We start from the raw sequence: 18206 nt of genomic DNA, 5'->3' as shown, positions 1-18206 counted from the left end.
GCGGCGAGGCTCTGGGTGGTGGCGCGGCTGACCGGCCGGTCGGGTCCGGCTCTTCCACTTCGAGGTCCTCGGTCGCGCCCGCTGGGGCTGGGTGGTCAGCTCGTCGCGGCGACTGGCGGGCCGGTGGCTACGGCGTGCAGGGATTCCCAGCCCTGGGCCCAGGGCCAGTGGATCGGCAGATGCAGGTCGAGTCGGCGGGCGGTGGAGGCGATCCGACCGGGGACCTTGATGATCTTCTGGCGCAGGGTGGCCCACCTGGCCTTGGCCAGGTCGGCGGCGACTGCGGCGGCGCGGGCGATGTTGAACGCGATCACCGCCAGGGAGACCCAAGCGGCGTTGGCGGTGTACTTCCCCGACGGCAGGTGCGCCAGCGGCCCGTCCTTGAGCTCGGCGATGACCTGCTCGACGATCGCGTGGTCACGGTGCCGTTGGTCGGCCTCGACCATGCCGAGCCGCGAGTTGGTGATGAACCCGTGGTGCCGGTAGGTCGCGAACAGCTCGCCCTGCTCGGTGCCGTCAGAGGCCAACCGCTGGAGCCGCTTGACCCGACGCACGATCAGCCGGCAGGTCACGTGCTCGGCCTTGCGGCGGCCGGTGAACGCGACGAAGGGCACTTCGGCGACCTCGGCGTCGCTCACCCAGCGCTGTTCCTCCTCGTCCCAGACGGCCTTGGGGTACTTGATCGGCCGCCAGGTGGACTCCTCGATACTGGCGATCGCCGCGGTCACGGTCTTGCCCATCCGGGCGGTCACCGAGAACCAGGTCTTGGCGCGGATCGCGGTCCCGACGAACGCCCACCCGTAGTAGGCCGAGTCGGCCCGACACAGGACCTGACCCCGCACCCCGGCGGCACGGGCGGTGCTGATGGCCTGGGCCAGCAAGCGCCCCGCGCCCTTGGCCGAGGCCGTGCTGCCCTTGCGGAGCCGGGCTCGGGCGATCACCGGCGCGGCCAGCGGGGTGGAGACCGTGGCGAGCTGGATGTTCAGCCCCCGCACCCCGGTGTAGCCGTAGGCGGCGGCCTGCTTGGTGTAGCCGTGGACCTCGCGGATGGTGTCGTCGACATCGATGCACGCGAACCCCTCGGCGTCCCCGCCGGCCAGGACATCGGGTACCCGCTTGGTCAGACCCCCGAGGAGGTCTGCGCCGATGGCGTCGAGTTGCTGCACGTGACCATGGGTGAACGAGCGCAGGAACGTTCCCAACGTCGAGGGCGCCCGCACCCCGGAGAACAACCGCGGCATACCGCCGTGCCGCAGCAGGTCCAGGTCATCGATGCTGTCCGCGCCGGCCAGCATCCCGCCCACCACGCTGGTCGCCTTCGCTGTCGCGTTGGCCGACGCGACACTCAACTGGTCCTGGAGAAGGTCGTGCAGGCCGGCGGACTCGGCCAACCCGACCACCGGCACCAGACCCGCGACCGACACCAGGTTCGGATCATCGAAGACAGGCCGGATCGTGTGAGAGGCTTTCACTTACGAGATGTCCCTTGCTCGGCTGCGAATCGTGTGTGTGAGAACTCCGATTCTCCCGCCCAGCAAGGGCATTCTCGTTCTACGCCACGCCCACACCGCCACCCTCATCGGTGGATCAGGGCTGAGTGCACGCTCACCCGTCCTATGACGACTCGGCGGGATTTGGGTGTCCCTTTGCGCCGGGTCGGCGGGATTTGGGTGTCCTTTTGCGCCGGGTCGGCGTCAGCTGGTCCAGGCGGTCCAGAGGGCGGCGTACTCGCCGCCTTGCTCGACCAGCTCATGGTGGGAGCCGAGCTCGACGATCTCGCCGTCGATCACGACCGCGATCCGGTCGGCGTCGTGCGCGGTGTGGAGTCGGTGGGCGATGGCTACGACGGTGCGGCCGTCGAGGAGCGCGTTCATCGAGCCCTCCAGCGTGCGCGCCGTGCGCGGGTCGATCAGCGACGTCGCCTCGTCGAGCACGAGCGTGTGCGGGTCGGCGATGATCAGCCGGGCCAACGCCACCTGCTGAGCCTGGGCCGGCGTCAGGGACTGGTTGCCGGAGCCGATCAGCGTGTCCAGGCCGGCGGGGAGTCGCTCCACCCAGTCGCGTGAGCCGACCGCGGACAGCGCCGCCCAGACCGCCTCGTCGTCGGAGTCCTCACGGGCGAGCACGATGTTGTCGCGCACGGTGCCCACGAACACGTGGTGCTCCTGGGTGACCAGCGCGACCTCGGTCCGCAGCGTCTCCAGCGGCAGCGCGACCAGGTCGACGCCGCCCACCTGGACCGATCCCGTGCGCGGCCCGTTGATCCCCGACAAGAGCCGCCCCAGCGTCGACTTGCCCGAGCCGGAGGGGCCGACGACCGCGAGCCGCTCCCCGACTCGCAGGTCGAGCGAGACCCCGTGGAGTACGTCGTGCCCCTCGCGGTAGGCGAAGCGCAGGTCGTCGGCAACCAGGTGCGGCCCGTCCGGCCGGGCATCGCCGGCGACGCGGTCCTCGGGCACCTGGGCGATGCCCAGCAACCGGCTGGTCGAGGCGACGCCGACCTGGAGGCGGTCCATCTCGCCGACCAGCCGGTCGAGGGGCCCGCTCAAGGACTCGACGTACAGCAGAGCCGCGGTGATCTGCCCCAGCGAGACCCAGCCGTAGGAGTATCCCCAGGCACCGACGAGCAGGGTCATCACCCGGGGGCTGTTGAAGCAGATGTCGATCGCGCAGAACAGCAGGTTGCGCAGCGTCATCGTGTAGCGCTCGGCCTGAGCCGACACCGCGATGTCGTCCTCGCCCGCGCCCACTCGCAGGTCGCGCAGGCCGAGTGCCTCCACGGTGCGGGCGCCCTCGACGGTCTCGGTCAGCGTCGTGTTGATCCGGGAGTACGTCGCGCCCTCGGTGATGTATCCCTTCGGAGCACGCTGGAGGTAGCGCCGCACCTGGAACCCCGAGGCCGCGATGAGCAGCATCGAGGGAACCGCGAGCGCGACGCTGTTGAGCAGCATCGCCACCACCGACAGCGCCACCGTCAGGCCCGAGATGATCGCCTGCGGCACGCCGAACTGCACCGAGCGGCTCATCGTCCCGACGTCGCGGGTCACCCGTGTCACCAGGTCGCCGGTCGAGGCACCCTCGACGCGCCCCAGGGGCAGCCGGAGCACGGTCGCCACGACGTACTCACGGGCCGAGGAGAGCAGGTCCTGGCCGAAGATCGTCGAGATCCGCTGGGCCAGGAACGTCAGCAGGGCCTGGGCGCAGACCACGCCGACGATGAGCACGGCGAGATGGTCGAGATCGGCGACCTGGGGACCGCGCGCGCCACCGGCAACCGTGCGGTTGACCAGGTTGCCGAGCAGCCGGGGTACGACGAGTGCCGCACCGGCGGCCAGCGCGTTCAGGGCGACCAGCCAGAAGACCTCCTTGCGCCGCTCGCGAAGGAGCCCGCGGAAGAACGCCAGGACCACGTGGTTGTCCGCGACCGGCCAGCCGCGCTCGGGGCTCCGGGATGCGGCGTACGTCGCACGCGCGCGCTCCTCGCGCAGCAGGTGGCGACGGCGCAGGGCGCGGGCGCGCTCACGCCGTCCGACGCTGTGCGGAGGGGGCACCAGCTCGGCCGGGATCGGCGGCTCCCGGGTCCCGTGCTCCCGCCAGGTCGCCGCCGAGGTCGACAGGGGGTCCGACGCCGGGGAGTCAGACACCAGAGTGCTCATGGCCGGCCACCTCCTCCACGGGTGCGTCCATCGACCGCGCCACCACCCGGCGGTACGCCGGGCTGTCGCGAAGCAGGTCCTCGTGGGTCCCGTCGACCGTGGCCTTGCCGTCCTCCAGGACGACGACCCGGTCGGCGTGGTGCAGCCACAGCGGCGACACCGTCGAGACGACGGTCGTGCGACCGTGGCGCACGGCGGCGACCCGCTCGGCGATCCGCGCCTCGGTGTGCGCATCGACCGCGGACGTCGGCTCGACCAGGACCAGGATCGGCGCCTCGACGGCGACCGCGCGGGCCAGCACCACCCGCTGCCGCTGACCACCGGACAGCCCACGACCACGCTCGTCGAGCATGCCCTGCCAGCCTCCCGGCAGCGCGTCGTACACGTCCTCGGCGTTGGCGACACGCACGGCATGCTCGGCCTGCTCACGGGTGAGCCGACCGTGCGGGTCGATGGCGTCTTGGAGAGTGCCGGCGAAGAGCTGGCTCCCGGTGTCGCTGACCAGGATCTGCCGGCGGACGTCGTCGAGCGAAGCGGCGCCGAGGTCGACGCCCCCGAGCCGCACGCCCCACTCACGGTTCGCCAGCTCCTCGTCGAGGGCAGCGAGCCGGGCCCGCTCGGCGAGCCGCTGGTCGCGGGCACGGCGAGCGGCGCGGCCCTTGAGCTTCTCGTCGAGCTCCTGGCTCACCGGCTCGGTGTCGGCAGGCAGGTAGCGCCCGAGACGGTCGGCCAGCGCCGCGGTGTCCTCGGGGACCGCGGACACGACGATGGTCAGCTCGCCGTCGTGCGCGGTGAGGCCGCTGAGCTCGTCGTACAGGTCGCCGTGGTCGGGCAGGGGGGTGCTCGTCTCGAGGTCGGGCCAGGGTGGCTGGTGCTCGAAGATCGCGATCGCCTTGCGCGCCGAGACCATCGCCCGGGTGACCTTCTGCGCGAGCTCGAAGAAGGTCTGGATGGGGTAGATCATGAACAGCGCATAGCCCAGGAAGCTGATCAGCTGGCCGATCGTGAGGTCGCCGTCGATGACCTGGTAGGTGCCGAGCCAGACCAGCAGCACGATGAACACGCCCGAGAACAGCACCCCCACGGCCTCGATCGCCGCCTGCCAGATGCCGGCCGAGACGCCGGCCCGCGCGGCTCGCTGAGACTGCTGGTCGTAGTTGCGGCCGAAGGTGCGCTCCCCGCCGATGCCGCGCAGGATGCGCAGGCCCGCGACGATGTCGGTCGCCATCGAGGTCAGCTCGGAGTTGCGCCCGCGCTCGACCTGCTGGCGCCGGTGCAGCGGCTTCAGCAGCGGCATGGCGGCGCTGACCAGCACCGGAGCCGCGAGCAGCATCAGCACGCCGAGCCGCGGCGACGTCGTCAGCACGATGAACGCCACGATCAGATAGGCGACGAGCTGGGACGCCGCCCGCGAGACGATCTCGGTGAGCGCGCCGAACTCGTCGGAGTCGCTCGAGGCCACGCTGAGCACCTCGCCGGTCGGCGTGCGCCGCGGGAGGACATGGCCCATCTGCACGACCTTGCGGGTGACCATCTTCATGGTGCCGTAGAGGTTGATCAGCCAGCTCCGGACCACCAGCGTGTGCAAGACGATGCCGAACACCGCGCCGATCACCGTGACCAGCAGCAGCAGGCCCGCCCAGAACAGCGTGCCGCTCGTGGAGTGCGGGTGGATCCCGTGGTCGACCGCCTTGCCGAACAGCAGTGGACCGACGGTCAGCGGCAGCTGCCACAGCACCCCGACCGCGGTCGAGAGCGCGATCAAGGGCCACTGGAGCCGCAGGAACCACCGCAGGAACGCCGCCGGGCTGCGCGTGTCCGGCGCGGGATCCGGCTTCCGTCCGGCCGCGCTGTAGAAGGGGTCGATCTGCGGTGGGAAGTCGCGCATGGCCTCCCGAGCCTAAGGTCGCCGGGCCACGCGCAGCGACCGGTTTAGCCCAACGAGGCTGGGTTCTCACACCGGCCTGCGTGGCCTGGGGCGAGCGCCTAGTCTGGCGCCATGCCGTACTACCGGAGCGTCGGCTCGGTTCCGCCCAAGCGACACACCCAGCACCGCGACCCCGAGGGCAGGCTCTACTACGAGGAGCTGATGGGCGAGGAGGGCTTCTCCTCGGACTCCTCGCTGCTCTACCACCGCGGCGTCCCGTCGGGGATCGTCGACTCCCAGGTCTGGGAGCTGCCCGACCAGAGCCGCACGCCGAACCACCCGCTGAAGCCGCGGCACCTCACGCTGCACACGCTCTTCCCCGACCCCGGTGACGGCGACGGCGCCTGCCCGGTGGAGGGCCGGCGCCTGGTGCTGGGCAACAACGACGTCCGGATCGGGTACGTCGTCACCGGCACCGCCCCCTCGCCGTACTACCGCAACGCGATCGGCGACGAGTGCGTCTACGTCGAGTCCGGCAGCGGGGTGGTCGAGTCGGTCTTCGGCGTCGTCCCCTACCGCACCCAGGACTACGTCGTGGTGCCCCGGGCGACGACCCACCGCTGGGTGCCGGCCGAGCCCAGCCGGCTCTATGCCATCGAGGCCAACTCCCACATCGCCCCGCCCAAGCGCTACCTGTCGCGCTTCGGCCAGCTGCTCGAGCACGCGCCGTACTGCGAGCGCGACCTGCACGGGCCCGGGGAGACGTTCGTGGTGGCGACCGGCTCGGACGACGACCCGCGCGACGTCGAGGTCCTGGTCAAGCACCGCGTCGGCGGACAGGTCGTGGGCACGCGGATGACCTACGACACCCATCCCTTCGACGTGGTCGGCTGGGACGGCTGCCTCTACCCCTACACGTTCAACCTCGACGACTACATGCCGATCACCGGCAAGGTGCACCAGCCACCGCCGGTGCACCAGGTCTTCGAGGGCTGGAACTTCGTGATCTGCAACTTCCTGCCGCGCAAGGTCGACTACCACCCGCTGTCGATCCCCGTGCCCTACTACCACTCCAACGTCGACAGCGACGAGATCATGTTCTACGTCGGCGGCGACTACGAGGCGCGCAAGGGCTCGGGGATCGGGCTGGGCTCGATCTCGGTGCACCCGGGCGGCTACGCGCACGGGCCCCAGCCGAGCGCGATCGAGGCCTCACTGGGCGCCGAGAAGTTCGAGGAGACCGCGGTCATGATCGACACCTTCCAACCCCTGGACCTCGGCGAGGCCGGGATCGCAGCCGAGGACCCGGCGTACGCCTGGACCTGGTCGGGCCGGCACACCGGCGAGACCGACACCGGCAAGCACGGCGACGACGGCGGGCCAGCGGTCTTCTCCAACTCCTGAGCCGTCCACCCCACCCCCACCCCCCCACCCCCCGAAGTGCTGATGCCATGACCGAGATCCTCGAACCCCGCGAGGTGCCGCTGGGTGGGCTGCGCGCGATGTCCGTGCGTCGTTCCCTGCCCCAGCGGCAGCGCTCGCTGATCGGGGCATGGTGCTTCCTGGACCACTACGGGCCCGATCGCGTCGACGAGACGGGCGGGATGATGGTCGCACCTCACCCGCACATCGGCCTCCAGACCGTGAGCTGGCTGTTCGGCGGGATGGTCGAGCACCGCGACAGCATCGGCACCCACGCGCTGGTCCGCCCGGGCGAGCTGAACCTGATGACCGCCGGTCGCGGGGTCTCCCACTCCGAGGTCTCGACCGACCAGACCACCGAGCTGCACGGCGTGCAGCTCTGGGTCGCCCTCCCGGCGGCGTACCGCGACGTGGAGCCGGCCTTCGCCCACTACGCGCCGCCGGTCGTGCACGGTCAGGGCTGGGACGTGCAGGTCTTCGTGGGCAGCATGCTCGGCAGCGAGTCGCCCCTGGAGATGTTCAGCCCGCTGGTGGCCGCCGAGATGATCCTGGACGGCGACGCCTCGCTTCAGCCCGACGTCGAGGACGGCTTCGAGTACGGCGTGCTCGTCGACTTCGGGCTGGTGCGCGTCAACGGCGAGGAGGTCAAGCAGCACCAGCTGGCCTACGTCGCCCCGGGCGAGGGGCTGCTGATCGAGGCGGCCGACCTGTCGCACGTGCTCGTGATCGGCGGCCGGCCCCTCGGGGAGGAGATCGTGATGTGGTGGAACTTCGTCGGGCGCGACCACGACGAGATCGTCGGCGCCCGCGAGGACTGGATGGCCCAGATCACCGACAACGACGGCACCGTCACCGACAGCTCGCAGATCCATGACGGCCGGTTCGGCATCGTCACCGACGACCACCTCCCGCCCGTCCCCGCGCCCGCGCTCCCCAACGCCCGGCTCAAGCCGCGCTGACGCGCACCGCCCCGGCACCGACCGGCACGAACCGGCCGCCGTCGTTGTCGGTGGGGGCTGACAGGATTCGGGCATGGCCGGAGCGGTGGTGGGGGACGACGGCGTGGCGCGCTGTCCGTGGGGTGCCGCGGACGACGTGATGCGGGCGTATCACGACGACGAGTGGGGCAGGCCCGTCGAGGGCGAGTCGGCGCACTTCGAGCGGCTCACGCTGGAGGCGTTCCAGTCCGGGCTGTCGTGGCGCACGATCCTGCTCAAGCGTCCGGCGTTCCGCGCGGCCTTCGCGGGCTTCGACGCCGACGAGGTCGCCGCCTACGACGGGCGCGACGTCGCCCGGCTGATGGCCGATGCGGGAATCGTCCGCAACCGGCTCAAGGTCGCCGCCGCCATCACCAACGCCGCCGCCACGGTCGCCCTGCGCGAGCACGGCGGCCTGGTCGCGCTGGTCGAGGAGCACCGCCCGCAGGGTTGGGCGAGACCGGCCACGACCGAGGACATGCAGGCCAGCACGCCGGAGTCCGTCGCGCTCTCCAAGGCCTTGAAGAAGGCCGGGTTCGCGTTCGTCGGTCCCACCACGATGCACGCGCTGATGCAGGCCATCGGCCTCGTCGACGACCACCTCCTGGGCTGCTTCCGGAGCGCATCGACCCGATCCTGAGGTATCACCGCCGCGACCCCGCGCTCCTGAAGGTTCAGGCGTCGGGTCGGACGGGGGTCCGACGCCTTCCCTGTGGGGCGCACCAGCGCACCACGCGACGGCCGTCGGGCGCACACCGGCGGCCGTCGCATCACAGGTCTCCGGGCCGGGTACGGTCCCCCCATGCGCGCAGTGGTGTACGCCGAGACCGGCCGCTCCTCCGTCCTCGAGGTCGTCGAGCGCGAGGTCGCGGAGCCGCACTGGGGGGAGGTCCGGGTCCGCCTCGCGGTCGCCGGAGTCAACCCGACCGACTGGAAGGCCCGGTCGGGTGCCACCGGTCCGGGCCGCCCGCCGTTCGACGAGGTCGTCCCCGGCCAGGACGGCGCGGGCGTCGTGGACGCGGTCGGCAACGGCGTCAGCGGCCTGTCCGTGGGCGAGCGCGTCTGGCTCTACCTCGCCCAGCACCAGCGCCCGACAGGCACCGCCCAGGAGTACACCGTGGTCCCCGAGACGCGTGCCGTGCGGCTCGGCAGCGCGCCGTACGACGTGGGCGCGAGCCTGGGGGTCCCGGCCGTGACGGCTCACCGGGCCCTCACGGTGCACGAGGACGGACCCTCTCGTCTCTCCCCGGGGGCCCTCGAGGGGCGCACCGTGCTGGTGACCGGCGGGGCGGGCGCGGTCGGGCACGCCGCGATCCAGCTCGCGGTGTGGGCCGGAGCGGCGGTGGTCACCACGGTCAGCGGCGGCGAGAAGGCCGCCTTGGCGAGGGCCGCCGGCGCCCACCGCGTCGTCAACTACCGCGACGACGACGCGGTGGCCCAGCTGAAGGCCGCCGCCCCGGACGGGGTCGACCTGGTGGTGGAGGTGGCGATCGCCGAGAACGCCGAGCTGGTCAGCCAGGTGCTCAAGCCGCGCGGGGCGATCTCCATCTACGCCGACACCGGCGAGAAGCTGAAGGTCCCGGTCCGCCCGCTGATGACGCTCAACGCGCGTCTTCAGTTCGTCCTGCTCTACACCGTGGGCGACGGGGCCCTCGCGGCCGGCACCGAGGACGTCGCCGCCGCGGTCGCCGACGGCGCGCTCGGAGTGGGCGAGGAATACGGACTGCCCCTGGTGCGCTTCCCCCTCGAGCAGACGGCCGACGCTCACGACGCGGTCGAGAACGGCGCCGTCGGCAAGGTGCTCGTCGACATCGCCGACCTGGACTGAGGGCAGCCGAGAGAGGGGTCGGCAGCGGCTCCGAGCGAATTTCGGGTTCGCCTGAGGCGCTGTGTATCCTTCTCGACCGTTGCCCCTTTAGCTCAGACGGCAGAGCGACTCCATGGTAAGGAGTAGGTCTACGGTTCGATTCCGTAAAGGGGCTCTGAGGTGGGGCCTCGTGCTCCTCCTGGTGGGGTAGCTCAGGTGGTTAGAGCACACGGCTCATAATCGTGGTGTCGCGGGTTCGAATCCCGCCCCCACTACTGCGGTGCCCGGCATCCGGCGCCGAACGACAAGAAGGAACAGACCGTGGCCAGCAAGACCAGCGACGTACGACCGAAGATCACGCTCGCCTGCACCGTGTGCAAGGAGCGCAACTACATCACCAAGAAGAACCGGCGCAACGACCCCGACCGCATGGAGCTGTCGAAGTTCTGCCCGCGCTGCCGGCAGCACCAGCCGCACCGCGAGACGCGCTGACGTCTTCCGTCTCCGTCGACGCCCGCCCGGCCCTGCCGCGCGGGCGTCGGTACATTCGGGCCATGCCGATCGACCAGTCCCTCGTCGGGCGCAGCTTCCCGCCGACCGAGCCCTACGCCGTCACCGAGGACACCATCGGTGCCTTCGTGTCCGCGACGGGCGGTGAGTACGACGGCGGCCCGGCGCCGGCGACGTTCCCGATCGTGGTCGCCTTCGCCGCGATGAACGGCTTCCTCGAGGCCGAGCAGGTCGACCTGTTCCGGATCGTGCACGGGGAGCAGCGGTTCAGCTACCAGCGGGCGGTGGAGCCGGGCGACGTCCTGGTCGCGACGCTGACGGTCGCGACCCTGCGCCAGATCGGCGGTGCCGACATCATCGGCACCGCCAGCGTCGTCACCGACCAGAGCGGCGCGGAGGTGTGCACCGGCGTCTCGACCCTGGTCCACCGAGGGGAGGCCTGATGGGCACCGAGCTCGAGCCCCGCGTCTTCCGGGTCACCCGCGGCGACCTCGTCGCCTACGCGGAGGCCAGCGGCGACCACAACCCGATCCACCAGGACGACGAGGTCGCGCGCTCCGTGGGGCTCCCGGGGGTGATCGCCCACGGCATGTACACCATGGCGCTGGCCGCCCGCTACGTCGAGGAGTGGGCCGGTGGCCGTGGCCGGGTCGCGACGATCGGGGCGAAGTTCACCAAGCCGGTCCCGGTGCCGCCGGAGGGGGCGGACGTCGAGATCGCCGGCGTCGCCGACGATCAGGGCGACGAGCGCGTGGTCACCCTGACCGTGACCTGTGGTGGCGAGCAGGTCCTCGGGCGGTTCAAGGCCACTCTTCGTGACTGAGCTGCTGGCCGACCACACCACGCTCCGGCTCGGCGGTCCCGCGACGACCTGGGTCCGGGCGACCACCGACGACGAGCTGGTCTCCGCCGTCGGCGCCGCCGACGCCGCCGGCGAGCCGGTCCTCGTGCTGGCCGGTGGCAGCAACGTCGTGGTTGCCGACGAGGGCTTCCCGGGCACCGTCGTGGAGGTGGCGACCACCGGGGTCGGCGCCGACCACGAGGGCGACGACCCGACGTGCGGCGGGGTGCTGGTCACCGTGGCCGCCGGGGAGTCGTGGGACGACCTCGTCGCCCGCGCCGCCGCGGAGCGCTGGGTCGGGGTCGAGGCCCTGGCCGGGATCCCCGGATCGGTCGGCGCGACGCCGATCCAGAACGTCGGCGCCTACGGCCAGGAGGTGTCCCAGACGCTAGCCTCGGTCCGGGTCTGGGACCGCAGACTGCGCGGGATGCGCACGTTCACGGCCGCCGAGTGCGGCTTCGGCTACCGCACCAGCCGCTTCAAGGCCGACCCGGGGCGGCACGTCGTGCTCGCGGTCACCTTCCAGGTGCGTCAGGGTCTGCTCGGAGCCCCGGTGGCCTATGCCGAGCTCGCCCGCGCGCTCGGGGTCGAGCCCGGCGACCGGGCACCCGCCGCCGACGTCCGCGAGGCGGTGCTCGGCCTGCGGCGGGCGAAGGGCATGGTCCTGGACGCCGGCGACCACGACACCTGGAGCGCGGGGTCGTTCTTCACCAACCCCGTCGTCGAGGGAGGCCGGGTCCCTGCGGGCGCGCCGTCGTGGCCCCAGCCCGACGGGCAGGAGAAGACGAGCGCCGCCTGGCTGATCGAGCACGCAGGCTTCGGCAAGGGGTACGGCGCCGGGGCGGCCCGGGTGTCCGGCAAGCACCCGCTCGCCCTGACCAACCAGGGGGGCGCCACGACCGCAGACCTGCTGGCCCTCGCCCGCGAGATCCGCGACGGAGTCGAGCGCACGTTCGGAGTCGCCCTCGTCAACGAGCCGGTCCTGGTCGGCTGCGACCTCTAGGCCGTGTCTCCCCATTCGGGCCAGGCCTGGGCTAGGCGCCGCCCTGCTGGAAGGTGGGGCTGGGGTTGGGCCCGGAGTCCGAGCCGCTGACGGCGAAGAGCCCCACGAACAAGATGACCGCGATCACGCCCAGGACCAGGAGCACGGTGCCGATGATCCCCATGATCTTGCCGGACTGGGCGCGGTCGCGACCGCTGTACCGTCCCGGCGTCGCGTCGATCTCGCGCACGGCCTTCGCGCCGACGACCCAGGCCACCGGCGACAGGATCAGGGTCACTCCGAGGCAGAAGACCACGCCGGCCAGGCTGATGATGCCGAGCACCATCGCGGTGGTGGCCGAGGGATGGTCGGGAACCATCCCGCCGGCGTAGGCGGGCTGGTACGGCGAGCCGTAGGGGCTCTGGGGCTGGGCGAACTCCTGGGGTGCCCCGTAGGGGTTGGGCGGTGGGACGTAGCCGGGAGGGCCGAACTGCCCGGGCCGGGCACCCCAGCCGGGCTGTTGACCGGGCTGCTGACCGGGCTGGCCGGCGTACCCCCCGGCGTAGGGGTTGTACGGCGGCGGCACGGCGCCCGGGCCGGTCGGAGCGCCGAACGCCGGGGCGGGCGGCGCGGCCGGGGCCGGCGGGGCCGGCGGCGCCGCGGACCCGCCGCCGGAGACGGCCTGGGACTGGTCGCTCGCGGGTGGCTCGGCCGGGGTCCCGCTCGCACCGGGCGCGTCGGGCGGCGGGGGCTCGTCGGCCTTGCGCTCGGCAGGGCGCCAGAGGTCGTCGTCGCTCATGGGCACATCGTGGCAGACGGCTCGTCCGCGGACAGCCAGTCGGCGATGTCGCCGAGCGCCCCGTCCTTGACCTCGTCGGGGGCGCAGGAGGCCCGCACGGACATGCCCGCCAGGCCGGCCAGCGCCTCGTCGTCGAGCTCGTGGGCCGCGCGCATGGTGGCGTACTGAGCGGCAAGTCGCGAGCCGAACAGCAGCGGGTCGTCGGCCCCCAGGGCCACGGTCACACCAGCGGCGAGCAGCTGGGGGAGCGGCACCGAGGTGAGGTCGGAGTAGACGCCGAGGGCGACGTTGGAGACCGGGCAGATCTCCAGGGCGACGCCGCGCTCGGCGATCCGGGCCATCAGGGCGGGGTCCTCGGCCGAGCGCACGCCGTGCCCGACCCGGGTCGCGTGGAGCACCTCGACGCAGGTGCGCACGGAGTCAGGGCCGAGCAGCTCTCCTCCGTGCGGGTCGAGCAGCAGGCCGGCCCGCTCGGCGATCCCGAACGCCGGCGCGAAGTCCGCGGTGACACCTCGTCGCTCGTCGTTCGACAGGCCGAAGCCGACGACGCCGCGCCCGGCGTACTGCGCGGCGAGCCGGGCGAGGGTGCGGGCGTCGAGGGGGTGGCGGATGCGGTTGGCCGCGATCACGACCGCCATGCCAAGACCGGTCTCGGCCGACGTCGCCGCGACCGCGTCCAGGACCAGCTCGGTGAACGCCGTGATCCCGCCGAAGCGCGCGGCGTACCCCGACGGGTCGACCTGGATCTCCAGCCAGCGCCCGCCGTCTCGCACGTCGTCCTCGGCGGCCTCGCGCACGAGACGGCGTACGTCGTCCTCGGTGCGCAGCACCGACCGGGCGACGTCGTAGAGCCGCTGGAAGCGGAACCAGCCCTTCTCGTCGGCCGCCGACAGCTCCGGCGGCCACTCGCTGACCAGCGACTCGGGGAGCGCGATGCCGTCGCGCTCGGCCAGCTCGAGGAGGGTCGCGTGACGCATCGACCCCGTGAAGTGCAGGTGGAGGTGGGCCTTCGGCAGTGTCCGGAGGTCGCGGGCCACCTCAGGCGAAGAGCTTCTGAAGCCGCGTGATCCCCTCGACCAGGTCGTCGTCACCCAGGGCGTAGGAGAGCCGCAGGTAGCCCGGTGTGCCGAAGGCCTCGCCCGGGACGACGGCCACCTCGGCCTGCTCGAGGATGTACTCGGCGAGGTCGGCGGAGGAGGTGATGACCCGGTCGCCGTAACGGCGACCGAGCAGGCCCCTGACCGACGGATAGGCGTAGAACGCGCCTTCGGGCATCGGGCAGACCACACCCTCGATCTCGCCCAGCATCGACACGATGGTCTGCCGGCGCCGATCGAAGGCCCCCTTCATCTCGGCCACCGCGGCGAGGTCGCCGCTGACGGCGGCCAGGGCGGCGCGCTGCGCCACGTTGGAGACGTTGGACGTCGCGTGCGACTGGAGGTTGGTCGCGGCCTTGGCCAGATCGGCGGGGGCGATCATCCAGCCCACGCGCCAGCCGGTCATCGCGTAGGTCTTGGCGACGCCGTTCACGACCACGGTGTAGTCGGCGAGCCCCGGGCACAGCACCGGCATCGAGCCGGTGTCCACCCCGTCGTAGACGAGGTGCTCGTAGATCTCGTCGGTCAGCACCCACAGCCCGTGGTCCTCCACCCAGCGGCCGATCGCGCGGATCTCGTCGGCGGTGTAGACGGCCCCCGTCGGGTTGGACGGCGAGACGAAGAGCAAGACCTTCGTGCTCTCGGTACGGGCCGCCTCGAGCTGGTCCACGGTGACCTTGTAGTCCTGGGTCTCGTCGGCCACCACGGGCACCGCGGTCCCACCGGCCAGCTGGATGGCCTCGGGGTACGTCGTCCAGTACGGCGCTGGGACGATCACCTCGTCGCCCGGGTCGAGCATCGTGGCGAAGGCCTCGTAGATCGCCTGCTTGCCGCCGTTGGTGACCACGACCTGGGCCGCCTGCACGGCGTACCCGCTGTCGCGCAGCGTCTTCTCGGCGATCGCCTGCCTCAGCTCCGGCAGCCCGCCCGCGGGGGTGTAGCGGTGGTTCCGGGGATCGTGGCAGGCCGCGGCCGCCGCCTCGACGACGTAGTCGGGGGTGGCGAAGTCGGGCTCGCCCGCGCCGAAGCCGATCACGGGCCGGCCCTCGGCCTTGAGAGCCTTCGCCCGCGCGTCGACCTTGAGCGTGGCCGACTCCGCGATCGCGCCGATGCGCGCGGACACCCGACGGTCGCGTGGTGCGGGACGCTCGGGGGCTGAGGGGGTGGCGGCGGGGGTGGCGGCCTCGGTCATGGGGCCATCGTAGGGGCGAGCGCGAGTTCGACTCCCCTCCGGGCGCCCGGTAGAGTTCGGGTTTGGTGGTTCTCCCCAAGGCTTTGTCATGCCCTCCCTCGGGTGGCCTCAGCCCAGAGACCATCGGAGGGCACTAGCTCAACTGGCAGAGCATCGGTCTCCAAAACCGAAGGTTGGGGGTTCAAGTCCCTCGTGCCCTGCGAGAACCAGCAGCGACAACCAGAAGCGAGCGGTGAGCGGCCAGCAGGGTCGCCCATCCGGGACCAGGAAGGGGTGGCGACGTGTCGGGAGGCAACACCGTCCGGCCGCGTGAGCGGCGCACCGAGCGCACCAGTCCGGTCCTGTTCTACCGCCAGGTGGTTGCCGAGCTCCGCAAGGTCGTGTGGCCGACGCAGGAGCAGCTGGTCACCTACTTCTTCGTGGTGATGATCTTCGTCGCCTTCATGATGGCGCTGATCGCCGGGCTCGACCTGGGCATCGGCAAGGCCATCTTCTGGATCTTCAACGGCAAGTCCTCGAACTGAGGCAGGGAGCAGGAAACGTGTCGGAGTACGACATCGAGCAGAACGGCGCGCCCGAGGAGGCGTCGCCGGGTCCGGAGACGGACACCGACGTCGACACGGCGGCCGAGACCGAGGACGCCCCTGAGGTGGCCGGCCCCGCCGCCGAGGCCGACGCCGCGGAAGCGGACACCGCCGAGGCTGGCGAGGCTGAGGCTGAGGCTGAGGCGGAGGACGAGGCGGAGGCGGACCCCGACGTGGCCGCGGACTCCGATTCCGAGTCCGACCTCGCCGAAGCGCCTGAGGCGTCCGTCGACGAGGACACCGCCGACACCGACACCGCCGAGACAGACACCGACGAGACAGACGCCGACGAGTCCGCCGAGGACGCCGAGCCCGACGCCGACGACCCGCTGGAGGCGTTCCGGCGCGAGCTGTGGGCCAAGCCCGGCGACTGGTACGTCGTGCACACCTACTACGGCATGGAGAACCGGGTCCGGCAGAACCTCGAGAACCGGATCGTCTCCCTCAACATGGAGGACTACATCCACGAGATCGTGGTCCCCACCGAAGAGGTCGCCGAGATCAAGAACGGCCAGCGCAAGATGGTCAAGCGCACCGTGCTCCCGGGCTACGTGCTGGTGCGGATGGATCTCACCGACGAGTCCTGGGCGGCCGTGCGGCACACGCCTTCGGTGACCGGCTTCGTCGGGCAGGCCCACCAGCCGGTCCCGTTGAGCATGAGCGAGGTCGAGAACATGCTGGCCCCGACCGCGATCGCGGCCGCCGAGGCACCGGCGGGCGCCGGCGGCGGGGGCGGGAGCACCACCGCGACCAAGAAGCCGATCGAGGTCGCCGACTTCGGTGAGGGCGACTCGGTGATGGTCGTCGACGGCCCGTTCGCCACGCTGCACGCCACGATCACCGAGATCAACGCCGAGGCCCAGCGGGTCAAGGCGCTGGTCGAGATCTTCGGCCGGGAGACGCCGGTCGAGCTGAGCTTCAGCCAGGTCCAACGAGTCTGACCTGCTCGGCCACCGTCAGCACCTGATTTCGCGTCTGGCGGCGGCTCGGACCACAATGGTCCGGCTGCCCGGTGCGACCGGGCGCTCGGCAACAACCAGGTGGCAGAGCCGGTCCGGCTCGCGACGACCACGACGTACAACCGCAAAGGACACACCACAGCAATGCCTCCGAAGAAGAAGATCGCCGCACTGGTCAAGGTCCAGCTCCAGGCAGGCGCCGCGACACCCGCGCCTCCGGTCGGTACCGCGCTGGGTCCCCACGGCGTGAACATCATGGACTTCTGCAAGGCCTACAACGCCCAGACCGAGTCCATGCGCGGCAACGTGATCCCGGTGGAGATCACGATCTACGAGGATCGGTCCTTCACGTTCATCACCAAGACGCCGCCGGCCGCGGAGCTGATCAAGAAGGCCGCCGGGCTCCAGAAGGGCTCGGGCGTCCCTCACAAGGAGAAGGTCGGCCGGCTCACCAAGGACCAGGTCCGCGAGATCGCCCAGACCAAGCTGCCCGACCTCAACGCCAACGACATCGACGCCGCCATGAGGATCGTGGAGGGCACCGCCCGCTCGATGGGCGTCACGACCGACTGATCGACGCGGTCGTGCCCCGCCGCCACCGGCACCACACCGGCACCACACCCCGTGGCAGGGCCGCGCTGGCCCGCTGACCACATCTTCCGAAAGTAGGAACACCATGCAGCGCAGCAAGACCTACCGGGCGGCCGCCGAGTCGTTCGACAACGACGAGCTCTTCTCGCCGTACGCCGCGATCAAGATCGCGAAGGACGCCAGCAAGAAGAAGTTCGACGAGACCGTCGACGTCGTGATGCGCCTCGGGGTCGACCCCCGCAAGGCCGACCAGATGGTCCGCGGCACCGTCAACCTGCCGCACGGCACCGGCAAGACCGCCCGCGTGCTGGTCTTCGCCAACGCCGACAAGGCCGACGCCGCGCGCGAGGCCGGCGCCGACGTGGTCGGTGGCGACGAGCTGATCGACAAGGTCAACGGTGGCTGGCTCGACTTCGACGCCGTGGTCGCGACGCCCGACATGATGGGCAAGGTCGGCCGGCTCGGACGTGTCCTCGGCCCGCGTGGCCTGATGCCCAACCCGAAGACCGGCACGGTGACCCCCGACGTCGCCAAGGCCGTCTCGGACATCAAGGGCGGCAAGATCGAGTTCCGCGTCGACCGGCACGCCAACCTGCACTTCATCATCGGCAAGGCGTCCTTCTCCGAGGACCAGCTGGCCGAGAACTACGCCGCTGCCCTGGACGAGGTGCTGCGGCTCAAGCCCAGCAGCTCCAAGGGTCGCTACCTGCGCAAGGTGACGGTCTCGACCACCATGGGCCCCGGCGTCCAGGTCGACCCCAACCGCACCCGCAACGTCGCGGCCCCCGACGAGGCCTGAGCGTCGAAGCGGGGCGCTCTACCTGCTCCTCAGCAAGCGACCGTCGATCCGGGGCCTGGCGAGGAACGCACCAGGAGCACGGACCTAGCCCGAATCCGTGGAGGGCCACCTACTGCGCCCCTC

General features: G+C 71.5%; 18 protein-coding genes and 3 tRNA genes. 15 read left to right on the top strand and 6 right to left on the bottom strand.

What is annotated here, in order from left to right; translation table 11 throughout:
• Window positions 1-95 precede the first annotated feature (95 nt).
• The 3 genes from VHW64_RS17340 to VHW64_RS17330 all read right to left on the bottom strand — a co-directional run bounded on the left by VHW64_RS17340 (window position 96) and on the right by VHW64_RS17330 (window position 5544).
• Complete coding sequence (locus VHW64_RS17340) at window positions 96-1472, bottom strand: IS1380 family transposase (protein WP_329651827.1); 1377 nt, start codon at window positions 1470-1472, stop codon at window positions 96-98.
• Between the two features lie 222 nt (window positions 1473-1694).
• Complete coding sequence (locus tag VHW64_RS17335; RefSeq protein ID WP_329651826.1) at window positions 1695-3656, bottom strand: ABC transporter ATP-binding protein; 1962 nt, start codon at window positions 3654-3656, stop codon at window positions 1695-1697.
• On the bottom strand, window positions 3637-5544 hold the full coding sequence (locus VHW64_RS17330; protein WP_329651825.1) for an ABC transporter ATP-binding protein: 1908 nt from the start codon (window positions 5542-5544) through the stop codon (window positions 3637-3639). The genes VHW64_RS17335 and VHW64_RS17330 overlap by 20 nt, the downstream gene beginning before the upstream one ends.
• Before the next feature lie 111 nt (window positions 5545-5655).
• Here VHW64_RS17330 and VHW64_RS17325 point away from each other — a divergent pair, with 111 nt between their 5' ends.
• From VHW64_RS17325 to VHW64_RS17280, 10 genes are all read left to right on the top strand, one after another.
• Window positions 5656-6927, top strand: coding sequence for a homogentisate 1,2-dioxygenase (locus VHW64_RS17325; RefSeq protein ID WP_329651824.1), 1272 nt, complete (start codon window positions 5656-5658; stop codon window positions 6925-6927).
• 47 nt (window positions 6928-6974) lie between these two features.
• Complete coding sequence (locus VHW64_RS17320; protein WP_329651823.1) at window positions 6975-7904, top strand: pirin family protein; 930 nt, start codon at window positions 6975-6977, stop codon at window positions 7902-7904.
• A gap of 73 nt (window positions 7905-7977) precedes the next feature.
• Complete coding sequence (locus VHW64_RS17315; protein WP_329651822.1) at window positions 7978-8562, top strand: DNA-3-methyladenine glycosylase I; 585 nt, start codon at window positions 7978-7980, stop codon at window positions 8560-8562.
• 162 nt (window positions 8563-8724) lie between these two features.
• The gene (locus VHW64_RS17310; RefSeq protein ID WP_329651821.1) at window positions 8725-9750 is read left to right on the top strand and encodes an NADPH:quinone reductase; all 1026 of its coding nucleotides are present in this window, start codon (window positions 8725-8727) and stop codon (window positions 9748-9750) included.
• Between the two features lie 81 nt (window positions 9751-9831).
• A tRNA-Thr gene (locus VHW64_RS17305) sits at window positions 9832-9904 on the top strand.
• 26 nt (window positions 9905-9930) lie between these two features.
• Window positions 9931-10004, top strand: a tRNA-Met gene (locus VHW64_RS17300).
• Between the two features lie 46 nt (window positions 10005-10050).
• Window positions 10051-10221, top strand: a complete 171-nt coding sequence (rpmG, locus tag VHW64_RS17295; protein WP_329651820.1) for a 50S ribosomal protein L33 — start codon at window positions 10051-10053, stop codon at window positions 10219-10221.
• A gap of 62 nt (window positions 10222-10283) precedes the next feature.
• Window positions 10284-10682, top strand: coding sequence for an FAS1-like dehydratase domain-containing protein (locus tag VHW64_RS17290; RefSeq protein ID WP_329651819.1), 399 nt, complete (start codon window positions 10284-10286; stop codon window positions 10680-10682).
• The gene (locus tag VHW64_RS17285; protein WP_329651818.1) at window positions 10682-11062 is read left to right on the top strand and encodes a MaoC/PaaZ C-terminal domain-containing protein; all 381 of its coding nucleotides are present in this window, start codon (window positions 10682-10684) and stop codon (window positions 11060-11062) included. The genes VHW64_RS17290 and VHW64_RS17285 overlap by 1 nt, the downstream gene beginning before the upstream one ends.
• Window positions 11055-12083: a UDP-N-acetylmuramate dehydrogenase gene (locus VHW64_RS17280; RefSeq protein WP_329651817.1), complete on the top strand. Its 1029-nt coding sequence runs from the start codon at window positions 11055-11057 to the stop codon at window positions 12081-12083. Before VHW64_RS17285 ends, VHW64_RS17280 begins: the two co-directional genes overlap by 8 nt.
• A 31-nt stretch (window positions 12084-12114) precedes the next feature.
• Here VHW64_RS17280 and VHW64_RS17275 read toward each other — a convergent pair whose 3' ends face one another.
• Genes VHW64_RS17275 through VHW64_RS17265 form a run of 3 tightly spaced genes read right to left on the bottom strand, consistent with a single transcriptional unit; the run spans window position 12115 to window position 15150 of the window.
• The gene (locus tag VHW64_RS17275; RefSeq protein ID WP_329651816.1) at window positions 12115-12861 is read right to left on the bottom strand and encodes a DUF4190 domain-containing protein; all 747 of its coding nucleotides are present in this window, start codon (window positions 12859-12861) and stop codon (window positions 12115-12117) included.
• The gene (locus tag VHW64_RS17270; protein ID WP_329651815.1) at window positions 12858-13898 is read right to left on the bottom strand and encodes an adenosine deaminase; all 1041 of its coding nucleotides are present in this window, start codon (window positions 13896-13898) and stop codon (window positions 12858-12860) included. Before VHW64_RS17270 ends, VHW64_RS17275 begins: the two co-directional genes overlap by 4 nt.
• A 1-nt stretch (window position 13899) precedes the next feature.
• Window positions 13900-15150, bottom strand: a complete 1251-nt coding sequence (locus VHW64_RS17265) for a pyridoxal phosphate-dependent aminotransferase (protein WP_329651814.1) — start codon at window positions 15148-15150, stop codon at window positions 13900-13902.
• 127 nt (window positions 15151-15277) lie between these two features.
• Here VHW64_RS17265 and VHW64_RS17260 point away from each other — a divergent pair.
• The 5 genes from VHW64_RS17260 to rplA all read left to right on the top strand — a co-directional run bounded on the left by VHW64_RS17260 (window position 15278) and on the right by rplA (window position 18083).
• Window positions 15278-15350 (top strand) — tRNA-Trp (locus VHW64_RS17260).
• An 81-nt stretch (window positions 15351-15431) separates the two neighbouring features.
• Entirely contained in the window at window positions 15432-15674 is a 243-nt protein-coding gene (secE, locus tag VHW64_RS17255; RefSeq protein ID WP_329651813.1) for a preprotein translocase subunit SecE, read from the top strand.
• Between the two features lie 125 nt (window positions 15675-15799).
• On the top strand, window positions 15800-16675 hold the full coding sequence (nusG, locus tag VHW64_RS17250) for a transcription termination/antitermination protein NusG (protein WP_414690525.1): 876 nt from the start codon (window positions 15800-15802) through the stop codon (window positions 16673-16675).
• Window positions 16676-16837: 162 nt separating this feature from the next.
• Window positions 16838-17266: a 50S ribosomal protein L11 gene (gene rplK / locus VHW64_RS17245; RefSeq protein WP_329651811.1), complete on the top strand. Its 429-nt coding sequence runs from the start codon at window positions 16838-16840 to the stop codon at window positions 17264-17266.
• Window positions 17267-17369: 103 nt separating this feature from the next.
• A complete protein-coding gene (gene rplA / locus VHW64_RS17240) occupies window positions 17370-18083 on the top strand; it encodes a 50S ribosomal protein L1 (protein WP_329651810.1) in 714 nt (237 codons plus the stop codon).
• Window positions 18084-18206: the final 123 nt, after the last annotated feature.

The organism is Nocardioides sp., assembly GCF_036267815.1.
In the GTDB taxonomy this organism is placed as follows: domain Bacteria; phylum Actinomycetota; class Actinomycetes; order Propionibacteriales; family Nocardioidaceae; genus Nocardioides.
This window is presented reverse-complemented; position numbering and strand designations above follow the sequence as displayed.

Bases quoted from the DNA above. Each gene is read 5' to 3' on its own strand.
- VHW64_RS17330 (WP_329651825.1), bottom strand. From the start codon at position 5,544: ATGCGCGACTTCCCACCGCAGATCGACCCCTTCTACAGCGCGGCCGGA.
- VHW64_RS17275 (WP_329651816.1), bottom strand. From the start codon at position 12,861: ATGAGCGACGACGACCTCTGGCGCCCTGCCGAGCGCAAGGCCGACGAG.
- VHW64_RS17325 (WP_329651824.1), top strand. From the start codon at position 5,656: ATGCCGTACTACCGGAGCGTCGGCTCGGTTCCGCCCAAGCGACACACC.
- VHW64_RS17315 (WP_329651822.1), top strand. From the start codon at position 7,978: ATGGCCGGAGCGGTGGTGGGGGACGACGGCGTGGCGCGCTGTCCGTGG.
- VHW64_RS17290 (WP_329651819.1), top strand. From the start codon at position 10,284: ATGCCGATCGACCAGTCCCTCGTCGGGCGCAGCTTCCCGCCGACCGAG.
- VHW64_RS17285 (WP_329651818.1), top strand. From the start codon at position 10,682: ATGGGCACCGAGCTCGAGCCCCGCGTCTTCCGGGTCACCCGCGGCGAC.
- VHW64_RS17310 (WP_329651821.1), top strand. From the start codon at position 8,725: ATGCGCGCAGTGGTGTACGCCGAGACCGGCCGCTCCTCCGTCCTCGAG.
- rplA (WP_329651810.1), top strand. From the start codon at position 17,370: ATGCAGCGCAGCAAGACCTACCGGGCGGCCGCCGAGTCGTTCGACAAC.
- VHW64_RS17335 (WP_329651826.1), bottom strand. From the start codon at position 3,656: ATGAGCACTCTGGTGTCTGACTCCCCGGCGTCGGACCCCCTGTCGACC.
- rplK (WP_329651811.1), top strand. From the start codon at position 16,838: ATGCCTCCGAAGAAGAAGATCGCCGCACTGGTCAAGGTCCAGCTCCAG.
- VHW64_RS17265 (WP_329651814.1), bottom strand. From the start codon at position 15,150: ATGACCGAGGCCGCCACCCCCGCCGCCACCCCCTCAGCCCCCGAGCGT.
- VHW64_RS17320 (WP_329651823.1), top strand. From the start codon at position 6,975: ATGACCGAGATCCTCGAACCCCGCGAGGTGCCGCTGGGTGGGCTGCGC.